The 17,095-nt window shown below is 58.9% G+C and carries 13 protein-coding genes and 1 tRNA gene; 12 read left to right on the forward strand and 2 right to left on the reverse strand.

Annotated features, from left to right (window positions below; translation table 11 throughout):
* From GTP44_RS17470 to GTP44_RS17520, 11 genes are all read left to right on the forward strand, one after another.
* A partial coding sequence (locus tag GTP44_RS17470; RefSeq protein ID WP_503826639.1) for an EF-Tu C-terminal domain-related protein occupies nt 1-132 on the forward strand: 132 nt, incomplete at its 5' end.
* 81 nt (nt 133-213) lie between these two features.
* Nucleotides 214-289 (forward strand) — tRNA-Trp (locus GTP44_RS17475).
* Between the two features lie 35 nt (nt 290-324).
* A complete protein-coding gene (gene secE, locus GTP44_RS17480; protein ID WP_090192332.1) occupies nt 325-708 on the forward strand; it encodes a preprotein translocase subunit SecE in 384 nt (127 codons plus the stop codon).
* Nucleotides 708-1,319 (forward strand): transcription termination/antitermination protein NusG, encoded by a 612-nt coding sequence (nusG, locus tag GTP44_RS17485; protein ID WP_160992272.1) that lies wholly within the window; start codon nt 708-710, stop codon nt 1,317-1,319. Before secE ends, nusG begins: the two co-directional genes overlap by 1 nt.
* Nucleotides 1,320-1,440: 121 nt before the next feature.
* Nucleotides 1,441-1,872 (forward strand): 50S ribosomal protein L11, encoded by a 432-nt coding sequence (gene rplK, locus GTP44_RS17490; protein ID WP_072789258.1) that lies wholly within the window; start codon nt 1,441-1,443, stop codon nt 1,870-1,872.
* A 2-nt stretch (nt 1,873-1,874) separates the two neighbouring features.
* Nucleotides 1,875-2,570, forward strand: a complete 696-nt coding sequence (gene rplA / locus GTP44_RS17495; protein WP_160992273.1) for a 50S ribosomal protein L1 — start codon at nt 1,875-1,877, stop codon at nt 2,568-2,570.
* A gap of 252 nt (nt 2,571-2,822) precedes the next feature.
* On the forward strand, nt 2,823-3,356 hold the full coding sequence (gene rplJ / locus GTP44_RS17500) for a 50S ribosomal protein L10 (protein WP_072789465.1): 534 nt from the start codon (nt 2,823-2,825) through the stop codon (nt 3,354-3,356).
* A 66-nt stretch (nt 3,357-3,422) separates the two neighbouring features.
* Entirely contained in the window at nt 3,423-3,797 is a 375-nt protein-coding gene (gene rplL / locus GTP44_RS17505) for a 50S ribosomal protein L7/L12 (RefSeq protein ID WP_160992274.1), read from the forward strand.
* A 260-nt stretch (nt 3,798-4,057) separates the two neighbouring features.
* A complete protein-coding gene (gene rpoB / locus GTP44_RS17510; RefSeq protein WP_160992275.1) occupies nt 4,058-8,167 on the forward strand; it encodes a DNA-directed RNA polymerase subunit beta in 4,110 nt (1,369 codons plus the stop codon).
* A 72-nt stretch (nt 8,168-8,239) separates the two neighbouring features.
* The gene (gene rpoC / locus GTP44_RS17515; protein ID WP_160992276.1) at nt 8,240-12,472 is read left to right on the forward strand and encodes a DNA-directed RNA polymerase subunit beta'; all 4,233 of its coding nucleotides are present in this window, start codon (nt 8,240-8,242) and stop codon (nt 12,470-12,472) included.
* Between the two features lie 130 nt (nt 12,473-12,602).
* Nucleotides 12,603-13,217: a winged helix-turn-helix domain-containing protein gene (locus GTP44_RS17520; RefSeq protein ID WP_160992277.1), complete on the forward strand. Its 615-nt coding sequence runs from the start codon at nt 12,603-12,605 to the stop codon at nt 13,215-13,217.
* Here GTP44_RS17520 and GTP44_RS28045 read toward each other — a convergent pair.
* On the reverse strand, nt 13,198-14,550 hold the full coding sequence (locus GTP44_RS28045) for a sensor histidine kinase (protein ID WP_161020454.1): 1,353 nt from the start codon (nt 14,548-14,550) through the stop codon (nt 13,198-13,200). The two genes, GTP44_RS17520 and GTP44_RS28045, sit on opposite strands and share 20 nt — an antisense overlap.
* 167 nt (nt 14,551-14,717) lie before the next feature.
* Here GTP44_RS28045 and GTP44_RS17530 point away from each other — a divergent pair, with 167 nt between their 5' ends.
* Nucleotides 14,718-15,131, forward strand: coding sequence for an acyl-CoA thioesterase (locus GTP44_RS17530; protein ID WP_229256964.1), 414 nt, complete (start codon nt 14,718-14,720; stop codon nt 15,129-15,131).
* Nucleotides 15,132-15,222: 91 nt separating this feature from the next.
* On the opposite strand, the gene GTP44_RS17535 is transcribed toward GTP44_RS17530, so the two are convergent.
* Entirely contained in the window at nt 15,223-17,028 is a 1,806-nt protein-coding gene (locus GTP44_RS17535) for a DUF885 domain-containing protein (RefSeq protein ID WP_161020455.1), read from the reverse strand.
* Between the last annotated feature and the right edge of the window lie 67 nt (nt 17,029-17,095).

Consider the following 17,095-nt stretch of genomic DNA (forward strand, 5'->3'; position numbering starts at 1 on the left):
ATGCCAGGCGACAACGTGTCGATCACCGTTAAGCTGATCAACCCGATCGCGATGGAAGAAGGTCTGCGCTTCGCGATCCGCGAAGGCGGCCGTACCGTTGGCGCCGGCGTGGTAGCGAAAATCCTGGGCTAATTCCCAGTCAGGCATCAAGATTGCCACCCGGGTGTCCGGGTGGTATAATCCGGATCCTTTGTAGTTTTAGTGGTTTTATGTAGGGGCGTAGCTCAATTGGCAGAGCGTCGGTCTCCAAAACCGAAGGTTGGGGGTTCGAGGCCCTCCGCCCCTGCCACCGAATATGGTGCAGGGCACCGAAAGTAAATATAAATGTCTAATCAATCCGTGCAGACCGTCAGCACGTCGAATGACAAGATTAAGGTTGTACTGGCGATCGCCATTGCAATCGTGGGCGTGATAGGTTTCTACTACCTGTCGGACAAACCAGCTCTGGTGCGCGCAGGTGCACTTGTGGCTGGTTTGGCTTTTGCCGTTTTGATCTTGTGGACTTCGTCGACTGGCCGTGATTTCCTGAATTTCGCCAAAGAAGCCGTACGCGAGACGAAAAAGGTCGTGTGGCCGACCCGTCGCGAAGCGACCCAGATCACCGGCATCGTGTTTGCCTTCGTGCTGGTCATGGCGTTGTTCCTGTGGGGTACGGATAAGACCTTGGAATTCCTGTTGTACGACATCATTCTGGGCATACGAAAATAATGAGCGAAAATATGCAAGAAGATGCGGCTGGCGAAGTACCTGCGGTAGAAGCCGCTGCGCCGGTCAGCGTGCCAGTCAGCAACAAGCGCTGGTACGTCGTCCATGCGTATTCCGGCATGGAAAAAAGCGTGCAGCGCGCGCTGACCGAGCGTGTCGAACGCGCCGGCATGCAAGAACAATTTGGCCAGATCTTGGTGCCGACCGAAGAAGTGGTCGAAGTCAAGAATGGCCAGAAGTCGGTCACCGAACGTCGTTTCTTCCCAGGCTATGTGCTGGTTGAGATGGAAATGACCGACGAAACCTGGCACTTGGTCAAGAATACCTCCAAAGTGACCGGCTTCATCGGCGGTAAATCGAACAAGCCCACCCCGATTCCGGCGCGCGAGATCGACAAGATCATGCAGCAGATGCAGGAAGGCGTCGAGAAGCCACGGCCGAAAGTGCTGTACGAAGTGGGCGAGCAGGTCCGCATCAAGGACGGTCCGTTCACTGACTTCAACGGCAATGTCGAGGAAGTCAACTACGAGAAATCGAAAGTGCGCGTCTCGGTCACCATTTTTGGCCGCGCAACGCCAGTCGAACTCGAATTCGGCCAGGTCGAAAAAGTATAAATACCGTTCGCCAGAACGGGCGACGGTGTCAAAACCCTAGTTAATCTGGCAAAAGAGGAGCCCCGCCCTGCGATTCGCGCATGGTGGGGCGCTACTACTCATATCCAAGACAGGAGCCATCATGGCAAAGAAAATCATTGGTTTTATCAAGCTGCAAGTGCCAGCTGGTAAAGCAAACCCATCCCCACCGATCGGCCCAGCGCTGGGTCAGCGCGGTCTGAACATCATGGAATTCTGCAAAGCGTTCAACGCGCAGACCCAAGGTATGGAACCAGGCATGCCGATCCCTGTGGTGATCACCGCCTTCGCCGACAAGTCGTTCACCTTCGTGATGAAGACGCCGCCAGCGACCTTCCTGATCAAGAAGCACTCGGGCGTGCAAAAAGGTTCGGCCAAGCCACATACCGACAAGGTAGGCAAGCTGACCCGCGCGCAAGCTGAAGAAATCGCTAAACTGAAGACCCCTGACCTGACCGCCGCCGATCTGGATGCCGCTGTACGCACCATCGCTGGTTCGGCTCGTTCGATGGGCATCACCGTGGAAGGTCTGTAATCATGGCAAAACTGTCCAAACGCGCACAAGCCATCAAGGCCAAAGTCGACACCACCAAGAACTACTCGTTCGACAGCGCCGTGGCGCTGATCAAAGAACTGGCCACCGCCAAGTTCAATGAATCGATCGACGTGTCGGTTCAACTGGGTGTGGATCCGAAGAAATCCGACCAGGTGGTGCGTGGTTCCGTCGTGCTGCCAGCCGGCACCGGCAAGACCGTTCGCGTAGCCGTGTTCGCTTCGGGCGACAAAGCCGAAGCCGCTAAAGCCGCTGGCGCCGACGTCGTCGGTATGGAAGACCTGGCCGAGCGCGTCAAAGCCGGCGACATGCCTTTCGATATCGTCATCGCTTCGCCAGACACCATGCGTATCGTTGGTACCCTGGGCCAGATCCTGGGCCCACGTGGCCTGATGCCTAACCCGAAAGTCGGCACTGTTACCCCTGACGTCGCTACCGCCGTGAAAAACGCGAAAGCCGGCCAGGTGCAGTACCGTACCGACAAGGCAGGTATCATCCACGCCACCATCGGCCGCAAGTCGTTCGCCGACGCCGACCTGAAATCGAACCTGAACGCGCTGATCGACGCCCTGAACAAAGCTAAACCAGCTTCGTCCAAAGGCGTGTACCTGCGTAAAGTGTCGATCTCGTCGACCATGGGCGCTGGCGTCCGTGTTGACCAGGCTTCGCTGGCAGCTTAAGTTTTAAAGTTTAAGTCCTCATGCTGCAAAGCGTGGGGCAGTTCTTTGGGATGGCTGCCGTTTCGGCGGCAGCCGCAATCAAAGACCGTTGGGCTGGATGCATCAGGCAGGCGTCCGGTTAATTGAATGTCTCACCCAACGCAGATGGTGTTCCCGATCAAGTTTTGCAGTCCATTGGACTCCTAACCTCGGACGCCGTTGTTCGAACCGATGGCCGGCAATTTCGCTGGCGATCATTTAAGGAGATTGACCGTGGGTCTCAATCTGAATGACAAAAAGGCCGTCGTCGCCGAAGTTTCCGCAAAAGTAGCAACTGCGCAAACTATCGTCGTGGCCGAGTATCGTGGCATCCAGGTTGCTCACTTGACGCAACTCCGTGCCAAAGCGCGCGCTCAAGGCGTGTACCTGCGAGTGTTGAAAAACACCCTCGCACGTCGCTCCGTTGAAGGCACGCAATTTGCCGCCCTGGCAGACAGCATGACCGGTCCGCTGATCTACTCGATCTCGGACGATGCCGTTGCAGCAGCTAAAGTCATCGCTGACTTCGCTAAAACCAACGACAAACTGGTTATCACTGCCGGTAACTACGCAGGCAAACAGCTGGATAAAGCCGCTGTTGCCGCGTTGGCGAGCATTCCTAGCCGTGAAGTCCTCATCTCGCAGCTGTTGGGCGTTATGCTGGCTCCGGTGTCGGGCTTTGCACGTGGTCTGGCTGCTCTGGCAGCGAAAAAATCCGAAGGCGCTCCTGTTGCGGAAGTCGCAGCAGAAGAAGCCCCAGCCGCTTAATTGGCACGGGTTTTTCCCTCAAGTAGCATTCTGAATTAACGAATCAAAAAATTATTGGAGTTTCAAATGGCAATTAGCAAAGACGACATCCTGAACGCAGTGAGCGAAATGTCCGTAATGGACCTGAACGAACTGGTCAAAGCTTTCGAAGAAAAATTCGGCGTATCGGCTGCCGCAATGGCTGCTCCTGCTGCCGCTGGCGGCGGCGCTGCTGCTGCTGCTGAAGAGCAAACCGAATTCAACCTGGTTCTGACCGAAGTCGGCGCGAACAAAGTTGGCGTGATTAAAGCAGTTCGCGAAATCACCGGTCTGGGCCTGAAAGAAGCCAAAGACGTGGTTGATGGCGCACCAAAAACCGTAAAAGAAGCCCTGTCGAAAGCTGACGCTGAAGCCGCTAAGAAAAAGCTGGAAGAAGCTGGCGCCAAGGCCGACCTGAAGTAATCAGTTGTGCCGGCAGCTAACAGCTTACAGTTAGCGCCATGAGCCAAAGCAGCGGATGGTTCCTCTTGAAAAAGGGGAAATATCCGGCTTTGGCTCCTTTGTCGTCTGTGTCGTATTTGTAGCGTTTTCCCGGCGTTACAGTTCCAATTGAATCAGCTGGAAATGGTAGAAGTTTCAGGTTTCGTCTGTGTGACAGACCGCCGGTAGCCATACAGGCTAAACCTGAAATTTTTTCCCTTTCTGTCACTCACGGAGTGTCCATGCACTACTCATTTACTGAGAAGAAACGCATTCGCAAATCATTCGCGAAGCGCGCCAACGTTCACAACGTTCCGTTCCTGCTGGCTACCCAGCTCGAGTCCTATCATAGCTTCCTGCAAGAAGACATCGCACCGTCGACGCGCAAGAACGATGGCCTGCAGTCGGCCTTTACCTCGATTTTCCCCATCGTTTCGCACAATGGCTTTGCGCGTCTCGAATTCCTGTCGTACGTGCTGGGCGATCCTGCCTTTGACGTCAAGGAATGCCAACTGCGTGGTCTGACGTTCGCGTCGCCGCTGCGCGCCAAGGTACGTCTGGTGATCCTGGACAAGGAATCGCCGACCAAGCCGGTCGTCAAAGAGATGAAGGAACAGGAAGTCTACATGGGCGAACTGCCCCTGATGACCTCCACCGGTTCGTTCGTGATCAATGGTACTGAGCGCGTGATCGTTTCGCAGCTGCATCGCTCCCCGGGCGTGTTCTTCGAGCACGATCGCGGCAAGACCCACTCGTCCGGCAAACTGCTGTTCTCGGCCCGTATCATTCCTTACCGCGGCTCGTGGCTGGACTTCGAGTTCGACCCGAAAGACATTCTGTACTTCCGCGTCGACCGTCGCCGCAAGATGCCGGTATCGATCCTGCTGAAAGCCATCGGCATGACGCCGGAACAGATCCTGGCCAACTTCTTCGTGTTCGACAACTTCCACCTGCGCTCGGAAGGCGCGGAAATGGAATTCGTCGCCGAACGTCTGCGCGGCGAAGTCGCGCGCTTCGACATCGTCGATCCGAAGACCGGCAAGACCATCGTCATGAAAGACAAGCGGATCAATGCCAAGCATGTCCGCGACATCGACGCCGCCGGCCTGAAACACATCTCGGTGCCGGAAGACTACCTGCTGGGCCGCGTGCTGGCCAAGAACATCGTGGATCCGGATACCGGCGAAGTCATCGCCAACGCCAACGATGAGCTGACCGAAGAAGTGCTGAACCGCCTGCGCGACAGCAATGTCACCGACATCCAGACGCTGTACACCAACGATCTGGACCAGGGTGGCTACATCTCGCAAACGCTGCGCATCGACGACACCGCCGACCAGACCGCCGCCCGGATCGCCATCTACCGCATGATGCGTCCTGGCGAACCGCCAACCGAAGATTCGGTGGAAGCGCTGTTCAACGGCCTGTTCTACAGCGCCGACCGTTACGACCTGTCCGCCGTGGGCCGCATGAAGTTCAACCGCCGCATCGGCCGCGATGAACTGACCGGCGCCATGACGCTGTCGAACGAAGACGTGCTGGCCGTGATCAAGATCCTGGTCGAGCTGCGCAATGGCCGCGGCGAAGTCGACGATATCGATCACCTGGGTAACCGTCGCGTGCGTTGCGTCGGCGAACTGGCCGAGAACCAGTTCCGCGCCGGCCTGGTGCGCGTTGAGCGCGCCGTCAAGGAGCGCCTGGGCCAGGCCGAAGCCGACAACCTGATGCCGCATGACCTTATCAACTCGAAGCCGATCTCGGCCGCAATCCGCGAGTTCTTCGGTTCGTCGCAGCTGTCGCAGTTTATGGACCAGACCAACCCGCTGTCGGAAATCACGCACAAACGCCGCGTTTCCGCCCTGGGCCCTGGCGGTCTGACCCGCGAACGTGCCGGCTTCGAGGTGCGCGACGTGCACCCGACCCACTACGGCCGCGTGTGCCCGATTGAAACGCCTGAAGGCCCGAACATCGGTCTGATCAACTCGCTGGCACTGTACGCCCGCCTGAATGAATACGGCTTCCTGGAAACCCCCTACCGCAAGGTGGTGGACTCCAAGATCACCGACCAGATCGACTACTTGTCGGCGATTGAAGAAGGTCGCTACATCATTGCTCAGGCGAATGCCAAGATCAATGAAACCGGCCAGCTGGTCGACGAACTGGTGTCGTCGCGTGAAGCCGGCGAGACCATTCTGGTGTCGCCAGAGCGCGTGCAGTACATGGACGTGGCGCCAGGCCAGATCGTTTCGGTGGCGGCCTCGCTGATTCCATTCCTGGAACACGATGACGCGAACCGTGCACTGATGGGCGCCAACATGCAGCGTCAGGCCGTGCCTTGCCTGCGTCCTGAAAAGGCGCTGGTCGGTACCGGTATCGAACGTACGGTTGCGGTCGACTCCGGCACCACCGTGCAGGCCGTCCGCGGCGGTATCGTCGATTACATCGATGCCGGCCGTGTGGTGATCCGTGTCAATGACGACGAAGCGCAAGCGGGCGAAGTCGGCGTCGACATCTACAACCTGATCAAGTACACCCGTTCGAACCAGAACACCAACATCAACCAGCGTCCGATCGTCGAACGCGGCGACCGCGTGGCCAAAGGCGACGTCATCGCCGACGGCGCGTCGACCGACCTGGGCGAGCTGGCACTGGGCCAGAACATGACCGTGGCCTTCATGCCATGGAATGGTCTGAACTTCGAGGATTCGATCCTGATCTCGGAAAACGTCGTCAAGGACGACCGCTACACCTCGATTCACATCGAAGAGCTGTCGGTCGTGGCGCGTGACACCAAGCTGGGTGCGGAAGAAATCACCCGCGACATCTCGAACCTGGCCGAGAACCAGCTGGCGCGTCTGGATGAATCCGGTATCGTGTACATTGGCGCCGAAGTGCAAGCCGGCGATACGCTGGTCGGCAAGGTCACCCCGAAAGGCGAGACCCAGCTGACCCCGGAAGAGAAGCTGCTGCGCGCGATCTTCGGCGAGAAAGCCTCGGACGTCAAAGACACCTCGCTGCGCGTGCCTTCGGGCATGGTCGGCACCGTCATCGACGTGCAGGTGTTTACCCGCGAAGGCATCGTGCGTGACAAGCGCGCGCAACAGATCATCGACGATGAACTGAAACGCTTCCGCCTGGACCTGAACGACCAGATGCGTATTGTGGAAGGCGATGCCTTCCAGCGTCTGGAAAAAATGCTGATCGGCCAAGTGGTCAACGGCGGTCCGAAGAAGCTGGCCAAGGGCGCCAAGATCACCAAGGACTACCTGGACGATCTGGACAAGTACCACTGGTTCGACATCCGTCCGGCAGAAGACGCCTCGGCGACCGCACTCGAAGCGATCAAGGAATCGATCAACGAGAAGCGCCACCAGTTCGATCTGGCCTTCGAAGAGAAGCGCAAGAAACTGACCCAGGGCGACGAGCTGCAACCTGGCGTGCAGAAAATGGTCAAGGTCTACCTGGCCGTTAAACGCCGCCTGCAGTCGGGCGACAAGATGGCGGGCCGCCACGGTAACAAGGGTGTGGTCTCGCGTATCGTGCCGGTGGAAGACATGCCATACATGGCCGACGGTACGCCGGCCGACGTGGTGCTGAACCCGCTGGGCGTGCCGTCGCGGATGAACGTTGGTCAGATTCTGGAAACCCACTTGGGCTGGGCGGCAAAAGGCCTGGGTATCCGTATCGGCGAAATGCTGCAGCAGCAGATCAAAGTGGAAGAGATGCGCAAGTATCTGACCACGGTCTACAACGAAACCGGCCGTCCGGAAGATCTGGACAACTTCGACGACGAAGAGATCATGAAGCTGGCGCACAACCTGAAACGCGGTGTGCCGTTCGCGACCCCGGTGTTCGACGGTGCGCACGAGTCGGAAATCCGCCGCATGCTGGACCTGGCGTATCCGGACGATATCGCCAACCATCTGGGCATGACGCCGTCGAAGAATCAGGTCACGATGTACGACGGCCGCACCGGCGAAGCGTTCGAGCGCAAGGTCACCGTCGGCGTGATGCACATGCTGAAACTGCACCACTTGGTCGACGACAAGATGCACGCGCGTTCGACCGGTCCGTACTCGCTGGTGACGCAGCAGCCACTGGGCGGTAAAGCCCAGTTCGGCGGCCAGCGCTTCGGTGAGATGGAGGTGTGGGCACTGGAAGCGTACGGCGCATCGTACGTGCTGCAGGAAATGCTGACCGTGAAGTCCGATGACGTCAATGGCCGTACCAAAGTGTACGAAAACCTCGTCAAGGGCGATCACGTGATCGATGCCGGCATGCCGGAATCGTTCAACGTGCTGGTGAAAGAGATCCGTTCCCTGGGTATCGATATCGACCTGGAACGCAACTAACACACTGGCCGCCGCCCCGCCGGCTTTCGCCGGCGGGGCAGTTTAAGAATTCATCACTACCTGGAGTGATACATGAAAGCACTGCTCGATCTATTCAAGCAAGTACAGACGAACGAGACCTTTGACGCGATCAAGATCGGTCTCGCCTCGCCTGAAAAAATCCGTTCGTGGTCCTACGGCGAAGTTAAAAAGCCGGAAACCATCAACTACCGTACCTTCAAGCCAGAGCGCGACGGCCTGTTCTGCGCCAAAATCTTTGGCCCGATCAAGGACTATGAGTGCCTGTGCGGCAAGTACAAGCGCCTGAAACACCGCGGCGTGATCTGCGAAAAATGCGGCGTCGAAGTGACGCTGGCCAAGGTGCGCCGTGAGCGCATGGGCCACATCGAGCTGGCCTCGCCAACCGCCCACATCTGGTTCCTGAAATCGCTGCCGTCGCGTCTGGGCATGGTGCTGGACATGACGCTGCGCGATATCGAACGCGTGCTGTACTTCGAAGCCTATGTCGTGACCGATCCAGGCATGACTCCACTGAAGAAGTGCCAGATCATGTCGGAAGACGACTACGCCGCCAAGTACGAAGAGTACGGCGACGACTTCACCGCCTTCATGGGCGCGGAAGGTATCCGCGAACTGCTGCGCTCGATCGACATCCACCGCGATGCCGAAACGCTGCGCGTGGAACTGAAGGAATCGAAGTCCGAAGCCAAGATCAAGAAATACGCCAAGCGTCTGAAAGTGCTGGAAGCGTTCCAGCGTTCGGGCATCAAGCCTGAGTGGATGATCATGGAAGTGCTGCCGGTGCTGCCACCGGAACTGCGCCCACTGGTGCCACTGGACGGCGGCCGTTTCGCCACCTCGGACCTGAATGACCTGTATCGTCGCGTCATCAACCGTAATAATCGCCTCAAGCGTTTGATGGAGCTGCGCGCGCCAGAGATCATCACGCGCAACGAAAAGCGCATGCTGCAAGAAGCGGTCGACTCGCTGCTGGACAACGGCCGTCGCGGCAAAGCGATGACCGGCGCCAACAAGCGTCCGCTGAAATCGCTGGCCGAGATGATCAAAGGTAAGGGCGGTCGCTTCCGTCAGAACTTGCTGGGCAAGCGCGTCGACTACTCGGGCCGTTCGGTCATCGTGGTGGGTCCGCAGCTGAAACTGCACCAGTGCGGTCTGCCGAAGCTGATGGCGCTGGAACTGTTCAAGCCATTCATCTTCAACAAGCTGGAACTGATGGGCCTGGCGACCACGATCAAGGCCGCCAAGAAGCTGGTCGAGATCCAGGAGCCGGTCGTCTGGGACATCCTGGAAGACGTGATCCGCGAACACCCGATCATGCTGAACCGTGCGCCGACGCTGCACCGTCTGGGTATCCAGGCGTTCGAGCCAGTCCTGATCGAAGGCAAGGCGATCCAACTGCACCCACTGGTCTGCGCGGCCTTCAATGCCGACTTCGACGGTGACCAGATGGCGGTCCACGTGCCGCTGTCGATCGAGGCACAGATGGAAGCGCGCACGCTGATGCTGGCGTCGAACAACATCCTGTTCCCATCGAACGGCGAGCCGTCGATCGTTCCTTCGCAGGATATCGTGCTGGGTCTGTACTACGCGACCCGCGAGGCGATCAACGCGAAAAACGAGGGCATGCTGTTCCCTGACGTGTCGGAAGTCATCCGTGCCTACGACAACAAACAGGTTGAGCTGACCACCCGCATCACCGTGCGTATCGTTGAGAATCCAAAAGATCCAGCGACGGGCGAATTCGTGCGCACGCTGACCCGTTACGAAACCACGGTTGGCCGCGCCATCCTGTCGGAAATCCTGCCGAAAGGCCTGCCTTTCTCGGTGCTGAATCGCGCGCTGAAAAAGAAAGAAATTTCCAAGCTGATCAACACCTCGTTCCGTAAGTGCGGCCTGCGCGCGACGGTCGTGTTTGCTGACCAGCTGATGCAGTCGGGCTTCCGTCTGGCAACCCGCGCCGGTATTTCGATCTGCGTCGACGACATGCTGGTACCGCCACAAAAAGTCACGCTGATTTCGGCCGCCGAATCCGAAGTCAAACAGATCGAGCAGCAGTACGCCTCGGGTCTGGTGACCGCCGGCGAGCGTTACAACAAAGTGGTCGACATCTGGGGCAAGACTTCCGACGAAGTCGGCAAGGCCATGATGGACCAGCTGAAAGTGGAAGACGTCATCAAGCGTGACGGCACCAAGTCGACCCAGGAATCGTTCAACGCGATTTACATGATGGCCGACTCGGGCGCGCGTGGTTCGGCCGCACAGATTCGCCAGCTGGCGGGTATGCGTGGTCTGATGGCGAAACCGGACGGTTCGATTATCGAAACGCCGATTACCGCGAACTTCCGCGAAGGTCTGAACGTTCTGCAGTACTTCATTTCGACCCACGGCGCCCGTAAAGGTCTGGCCGACACCGCGCTGAAAACCGCGAACTCGGGTTACCTGACCCGTCGTCTGGTCGACGTGACCCAGGATCTGGTGGTGATCGAAGACGATTGCGGCACCAGCAACGGTACCGTCATGAAGGCGATGGTCGAGGGCGGTGAAGTGATCGAAGCCCTGCGCGACCGTATTCTGGGCCGCGTGGCGGGCACCGACGTGGTCAATCCTGAAACCCAGGAAACCCTGTACGAAGCCGGCACGCTGCTGGACGAGGACATGGTCGAAGAGATCGAACGCGTGGGCATCGACGAAGTCAAAGTCCGTACCCCGCTCACTTGCGACACCCGCTTCGGCCTGTGCGCCAAGTGCTATGGTCGCGACCTGGGCCGCGGCATGCTGGTCAACTCCGGCGAAGCCGTCGGTGTGGTGGCGGCGCAGTCGATCGGTGAGCCGGGTACCCAGCTGACCATGCGTACCTTCCACATCGGTGGTGCGGCGTCGCGTGCGGCGGTGGCATCGTCGGTGGAAGCGAAGTCGAACGGTACCATCCGTTTCACCTCGACCATGCGTTACGTCACCAACGGCAAGGGCGCGCAAATCGTCATTTCCCGTTCGGGCGAAGTGCTGATCACCGACGACCACGGCCGTGAGCGTGAGCGTCACAAGGTGCCGTACGGCGCGACGCTGATCGTCAAGGATGGCATGGTCATCAAGGCCGGCACCGCGCTGGCGACCTGGGACCCGCTGACCCGTCCGATCATCACCGAGTACGCCGGTACGGTGCGTTTCGAGAACGTCGAAGAAGGCGTGACCGTGGCCCGTCAGGTCGACGAAGTGACCGGTCTGGCAACGCTGGTGGTGATCGATGCGAAGCGTCGTGGTTCGCTGACCAAAACGCTGCGTCCGCAAGTGAAACTGCTGAACGAAGACGGCAACGAAGTGAAGATCGCCGGCACCGAACACGCGGTGGCGATCGGCTTCCAGGTCGGCGCGCTGATCATGGTGAAAGACGGCCAGCAAGTGTCCGTGGGTGAGGTTCTGGCGCGTATCCCGACCGAATCGCAGAAAACCCGTGACATTACCGGTGGTCTGCCACGCGTGGCCGAGCTGTTCGAAGCACGTTCGCCGAAAGACGCGGGCATGCTGGCGGAAGTCACCGGTACCGTTGCCTTCGGTAAAGAAACCAAGGGCAAGCAGCGTCTGGAAATCACCGACATGGACGGCAACAAGCACGAGTTCCTGATTACCAAGGATAAACAAGTGCTGGTCCACGACGGCCAGGTGGTGAACAAGGGCGAGATGATCGTGGACGGCCCGGCCGATCCGCAAGACATCCTGCGTCTGCTGGGTATCGAAGCGCTGGCACGTTACATCGTTGACGAAGTGCAGGACGTGTACCGTCTGCAGGGCGTGAAGATTAACGACAAGCACATCGAAGTGATCGTGCGTCAGATGCTGCGTCGTGTGCAGATCGTCAATGCCGGCGACACCAACTACATCGTTGGCGAGCAGGTGGAACGTTCGGAACTGCTGGACGAGAACGATCGCGTCACCGCAGAGAACAAGATTCCTGCGACGTACGAGAACGTGCTGCTGGGTATTACCAAAGCGTCGCTGTCGACTGACTCGTTCATCTCGGCCGCATCGTTCCAGGAAACCACCCGCGTGCTGACCGAAGCGGCGATCATGGGCAAACGCGATGGTCTGCGTGGTCTGAAAGAGAACGTGATCGTTGGTCGTCTGATTCCAGGCGGTACCGGACTGGCCTTCCACCGCGCTCGTAAAGAGAAAGAGCAGTGGGAAGTCGAAGAGCGTCAAGCACTGCTGGCCGCTGAAAAAGCCGCCATGTCCGGCGCCGATGTGGAAGCCACCGAAACGGTTGCACCACACGACGGCGAAGCGTAATTTAGATACGCTCAATAAAAACGGCACCTTCGGGTGCCGTTTTTTTTCGGCTGTGCCTGATGTCATTTAACTTAAGGACAATGCCCTGAAGTACATGTTGGCACATGAGGCTTCATGCTAATATTTGGCTATGATCGCTCAAGCCCTCTTCACTCCCGCCCAGCAGAAACTGCTGGGCTTGCTGTTTGTACGTGTCAACCAAGGATTTCACCTGAATGAGATCATGCGCTTGACCGGGCTGGGGAGCGCCTCGGCGCAGCGCGAGCTGAAGCGCCTGCATGAGTCGGGCGTCATCGTGTCCGAGCGGATCGGCAACGTGCGCCGGTTCAAGCCGAACAAGGATTGCATCGTCTTTGACGAACTGAGCAGTCTGGTGAAGAAAACCTTCGGTCTGGTCAGCGTGCTGAACTCGGCGCTGGCGCCGTTGCAGCATGTGCTGAATGTGGCGTTTGTTTATGGCGCCACCGCCAAAGAACAAGAGAATATGGATACGCCGGTGGAGTTATTGCTGGTCGGTGATAACACCAGCTACGGCGAACTCTTATCGCGCCTGCCGGTGGCGGAACGGTTATTACGCCGTAAAATCAATCCCAATCTGTACGCCATTCCCGACTTTAAACGCCGCCTGCGCGAACAGCAGCCCTTTATTCTGGAAGTTTTGCGCGGCCAAAAGATTTATGTGTTGGGCGATGAAACCGATCTGGAAGAAGTCAGCGGCGAAGATATTAGTCAGCTGGTAGGCTGATTAGAAAGCAGGTATATCTCCCGGCTTTGGATTCGCACCGAATATTGCCGCCAAAAGCGGTAATCACCTTCTGGCAAAATGCCAATCCCATTCCGGTGCCACCGGTACTGTAAAACGGCTCGAATACATGCGGCAATACATCGTCCGGAATGCCCGAGCCGGTATCCGTGACCATCAGTTTCCGGTCCGCCAGCATAATTTCCACCTCACCCCGGCCGGCCACTTTAATCGCGTGCAGCGCGTTCTTGAACAGGTTATACAACACGTACACCAGCAGCACGTCGGAGCCAAAAAAGGTGAAGTCGTTATTGCCGCAGACGCGCACTTTATCCCGCATCGTGCTCTCAAACGGATAGCTGGACAGCGCATCGTCGACGCACTGCTTGGCCGAATAATTGGCAAATTCACCTCGGTTCAGCGAGCCCGCCCGCGCCGAGGCCAGCATCATGTCGACAATGAAATTTGAGCGGCTGATCTCTTTTTCGATGTGCTGCCCCAGCGCCGCCAGATACTGCAGTTGTGTCATCGACAAACCCGCGGGGATCAGTCCATGCGCCAGCGCGCACTGGTAGCCGGCCAGCACCTCCGGCAGCGAGCGCGACAGCATGCGCGACTGGTTGCGGATGGTCGCCAGCGGCGTGCGCATCTCGTGGGCGATGGTGGCCGCCACCTCCAGCGGATCGGCCAGCAGGTTGTGCCTGACCATGGCTTGCGCGATCAGTCCCAGGCTGGTGGCCACGAACAGCACGCCCGGCGGATAAAACTGCACGCCGTAGTTGCACAGGTAGTCCACCGCCGCGAAGAAGTAGATCAGCAGGCTGACCAGGCAGTAGCGCAGGCGGGTCTTCTCGGTGGAGACCGCCTGCCGCTGACGCTGGTACAACAGCCATAGTCCGCGCCCCACCACCAGCACCGTCTGTAGCAGATGCAGCGGATGCAAGGGGCCGGCCTTGGGGTAGAACCCGAAAAAGTACGGATACAGGCCGTCGATCAGTTCGTCAGTCGTCAGCAGCAGCACGCCGAGTGCGCCGGCCGAGGCGTAGGACAGCGCCACCCAGCCTCGTTCGCCGCGCTGGGCGGTCAATTCGGCGATGAAGTGATACAGCGTGGTCGGCAGGAACAGGATCAGCAAATAGCCCAGCTTGGCCAGCGACAGCGCGGCGCGCGGGTCGTGCATCTGGAACAGGATAGCCCAAGTGAATTGCCAACTGAAGGTGGCCATGCACAGCAGGAAGAACGTCAGGCTGATGCGGTTCACCCCGCGCGAGTGCAGCACATAGGTGCCATAGCACAGGAAGAGCATCGAAACCACGGCGGGCAGGAGCGAATGCATAGCGCTGGTCCGGAAAAGTGAGCGGAGAACACAAGTATTGCGCGGGCAGAAGCCGTTTGCTTGAATTTCGGAATGGCGTTTGCGGCAGATCAAACTTCCGCCACGCCAACTCCAGCTTAGTGATGGTACCCGGTTGCCGGGTAACCATCTATCAAAGGAGTTATATCATGCTGATGCACGTTACCGCCCAAACCTTCACCCACACGCTGACCGTCTATCTGAAGGACTCCAACGCCTACGGCAACACGTATTTCGCCCGGTACTTTGAATGGCAGGGCATCTGCCGCGAAAAGTGGTTCTTTGAGTGTATATCGCGCGATATGCTGCAGAAGGAGGGCGTCTTTATCACCAAGCACGCTGAGCAGGACTATCTGCAGGAGACGTTTCCGTTTCAAGAAATTTCGTGTGAGTTGAACGTGTATAACGTCAAGAAGTGCTCGTTTTGGCTGGAGTTTCGCTTCTCTGTGGACGGCAAGCCGGTGTCGGTCGGGCGCCAGCAGATTGTGTTCGCCTGCCATGATCGCAAGATCAAGGCCTTGCCGCCGGCTGTGATCGAGCTGATTCAGCGGTATGTGAAGTAAGCGCTGTCATTCCGACGAAAGCCGGAATCCATGCTGAGCTTGCGCTAGCGTTCTATGGATTCTGGCCTGCGCCGGAATGACGGTTTTGCGCTTACTTCTGGCTGGCGATCCAGTGATCGACCTTTTCTTCCAGCAGCGCCAACGGCACCGTGCCGTCGCTCAGCACCACAGCGTGGAAGGCCGGCAGGCTGAACTTGTCGCCCAGCGCTTTCTCGGCGCGTGCGCGCAGTTCCTGGATCTTCAGCGAACCCACCTTGTAGCCCAGCGCCTGGCCCGGCCAGGCCATGTAGCGCTCGGTCTCGCTCTTGGCGTAGTCGGTGTAGCCCAGCGTGTCCTGCATGTACTTGATGCTCTGTTCGCGGGTCCAGCCTTGCGCGTGCATGCCGGTATCGACCACCAGACGGGTGGCGCGCAGCAGCTCGTCGTTCAGGTGGCCGAAGTACTGGGCCGGATCGTCAAACAGGCCCATCTCCTTGCCCAGCGTTTCCGAGTACAGCGCCCAGCCTTCGGTGAAGGCGTTGTTGCCACCGAATTTGCGGAAGTCGGGCAGGTTCAGTTCCTGCATCAGCGCGATGTGGAAATGGTGGCCGGGCTTGCCTTCGTGCAGGAACAGCGTGGTCATGCCGGTGCTGCCGTACTTGGTCGGGTCGTTGACCACCGACCAGAACACGCCCGGACGCGAGCCGTCGGCGGCCGGTGCGGTGTAGTGATCGGACGCGGTGGCTCGGCTGAGTTCAGGTTCCAGGCGCAGGTCCAGCTTGGCTTTTGGCACCAGCGTGAACATGGCCGGCAGCTTGGTGTCCAGCACGTCGTTGAGCTTGTGGAACACGGCTTGCACTTCTTGTTCGCTCTTGAACGGGAAGAACTTCGGCTGCGCCGCCACCCACACCGGCAGACCGGCGGCCGGGCCGTTGTAACCCAGCTTGGGACCCAGCACCGCAAATTGCGACTGGATGCGCGCCACTTCGCGCAGGCCGATGGCGTGGATTTCATCCGGTTTGAGCGTGGTTGTCGTCGCGTTGGCGACACGCGCCTGATACCAGGCGGCGCCGTCCGGCAGCGCGCCCAGGCCGGTGGAGGTGCGGCAGGCCGGCACGTATTCTTTTTCCAGGAAGACCGCCAGGCGGGCGACGGCCGGCATCACCTTGTCGTTGATGGTCTGGCGGTAGCTGGCGGTCAGGCGCTGCTTGTCGGCGTCGGAGAACGTGGCTGGCAGCTTGGTGATCGGGGTGTAGTAGATGCTGGCTTCCGGCGTCGCGCTGACCAGTTTCTGGAACTGCGGCAGCGCCGAGATCATGATGGCCTTCGGCTGCGTCACGCCTTTCTTGATACCGGTGCGCATGTTGGCGATGGCCTGGTCGATCCATGCCGGCAGCTGCGTCAGGCGGCTCAGGTAGGCATCGTATTGCTGGACGGTGCCGATCGGCTGCGAGGCTTCGCCGCCGGCGTAGTTGGCCAGCGTGACCGGCACGCTATCCATCTGGTTGACCGGCAGCAGGTGTTCTGGGAAGCGCTCCATCGCGATCAGCCCGTTCAGCTCGTATTTCAGGATGTCGTAATTAATCCGGCCTTTCTGGTCCAGCTGATGCGGGCTGATGGCTTGCAGACGTTTGGCGAACTGGCGATAGCGCTTGAATTGCGCGGCCCGTTTGGCCGGCGCGATGCTCAGGCCCAGTTGCGCGTCGAAGCGATTGTCGCCGTTCTCGGTCGCGCCAATCGGCTCGAAGCGGGCCACCGCTTGATAGTAGTCGTCGGCGATGGCCAGCAGCGCTTTATTGGCCGAGGCCGCGACTTCGGCGCTGACTTTGCCGGCGGGCGCGGCGGCATGGCTCAGCGGAGAGAAGGCGAGGGCCAGCGCGGCGGCCAAGGGAACGAGGAAGTTGCGGCGAGAAGTCATGTTTGTCCTTGAGGTAACCAGGTTGGCCGCTAGCATAAGCCAACAAGGCGCCGTTGCGGGGACAAAT

Origin of the sequence: Duganella lactea, assembly GCF_009857505.1 — a bacterium.
GTDB lineage: Bacteria > Pseudomonadota > Gammaproteobacteria > Burkholderiales > Burkholderiaceae_D > Rugamonas > Rugamonas lactea.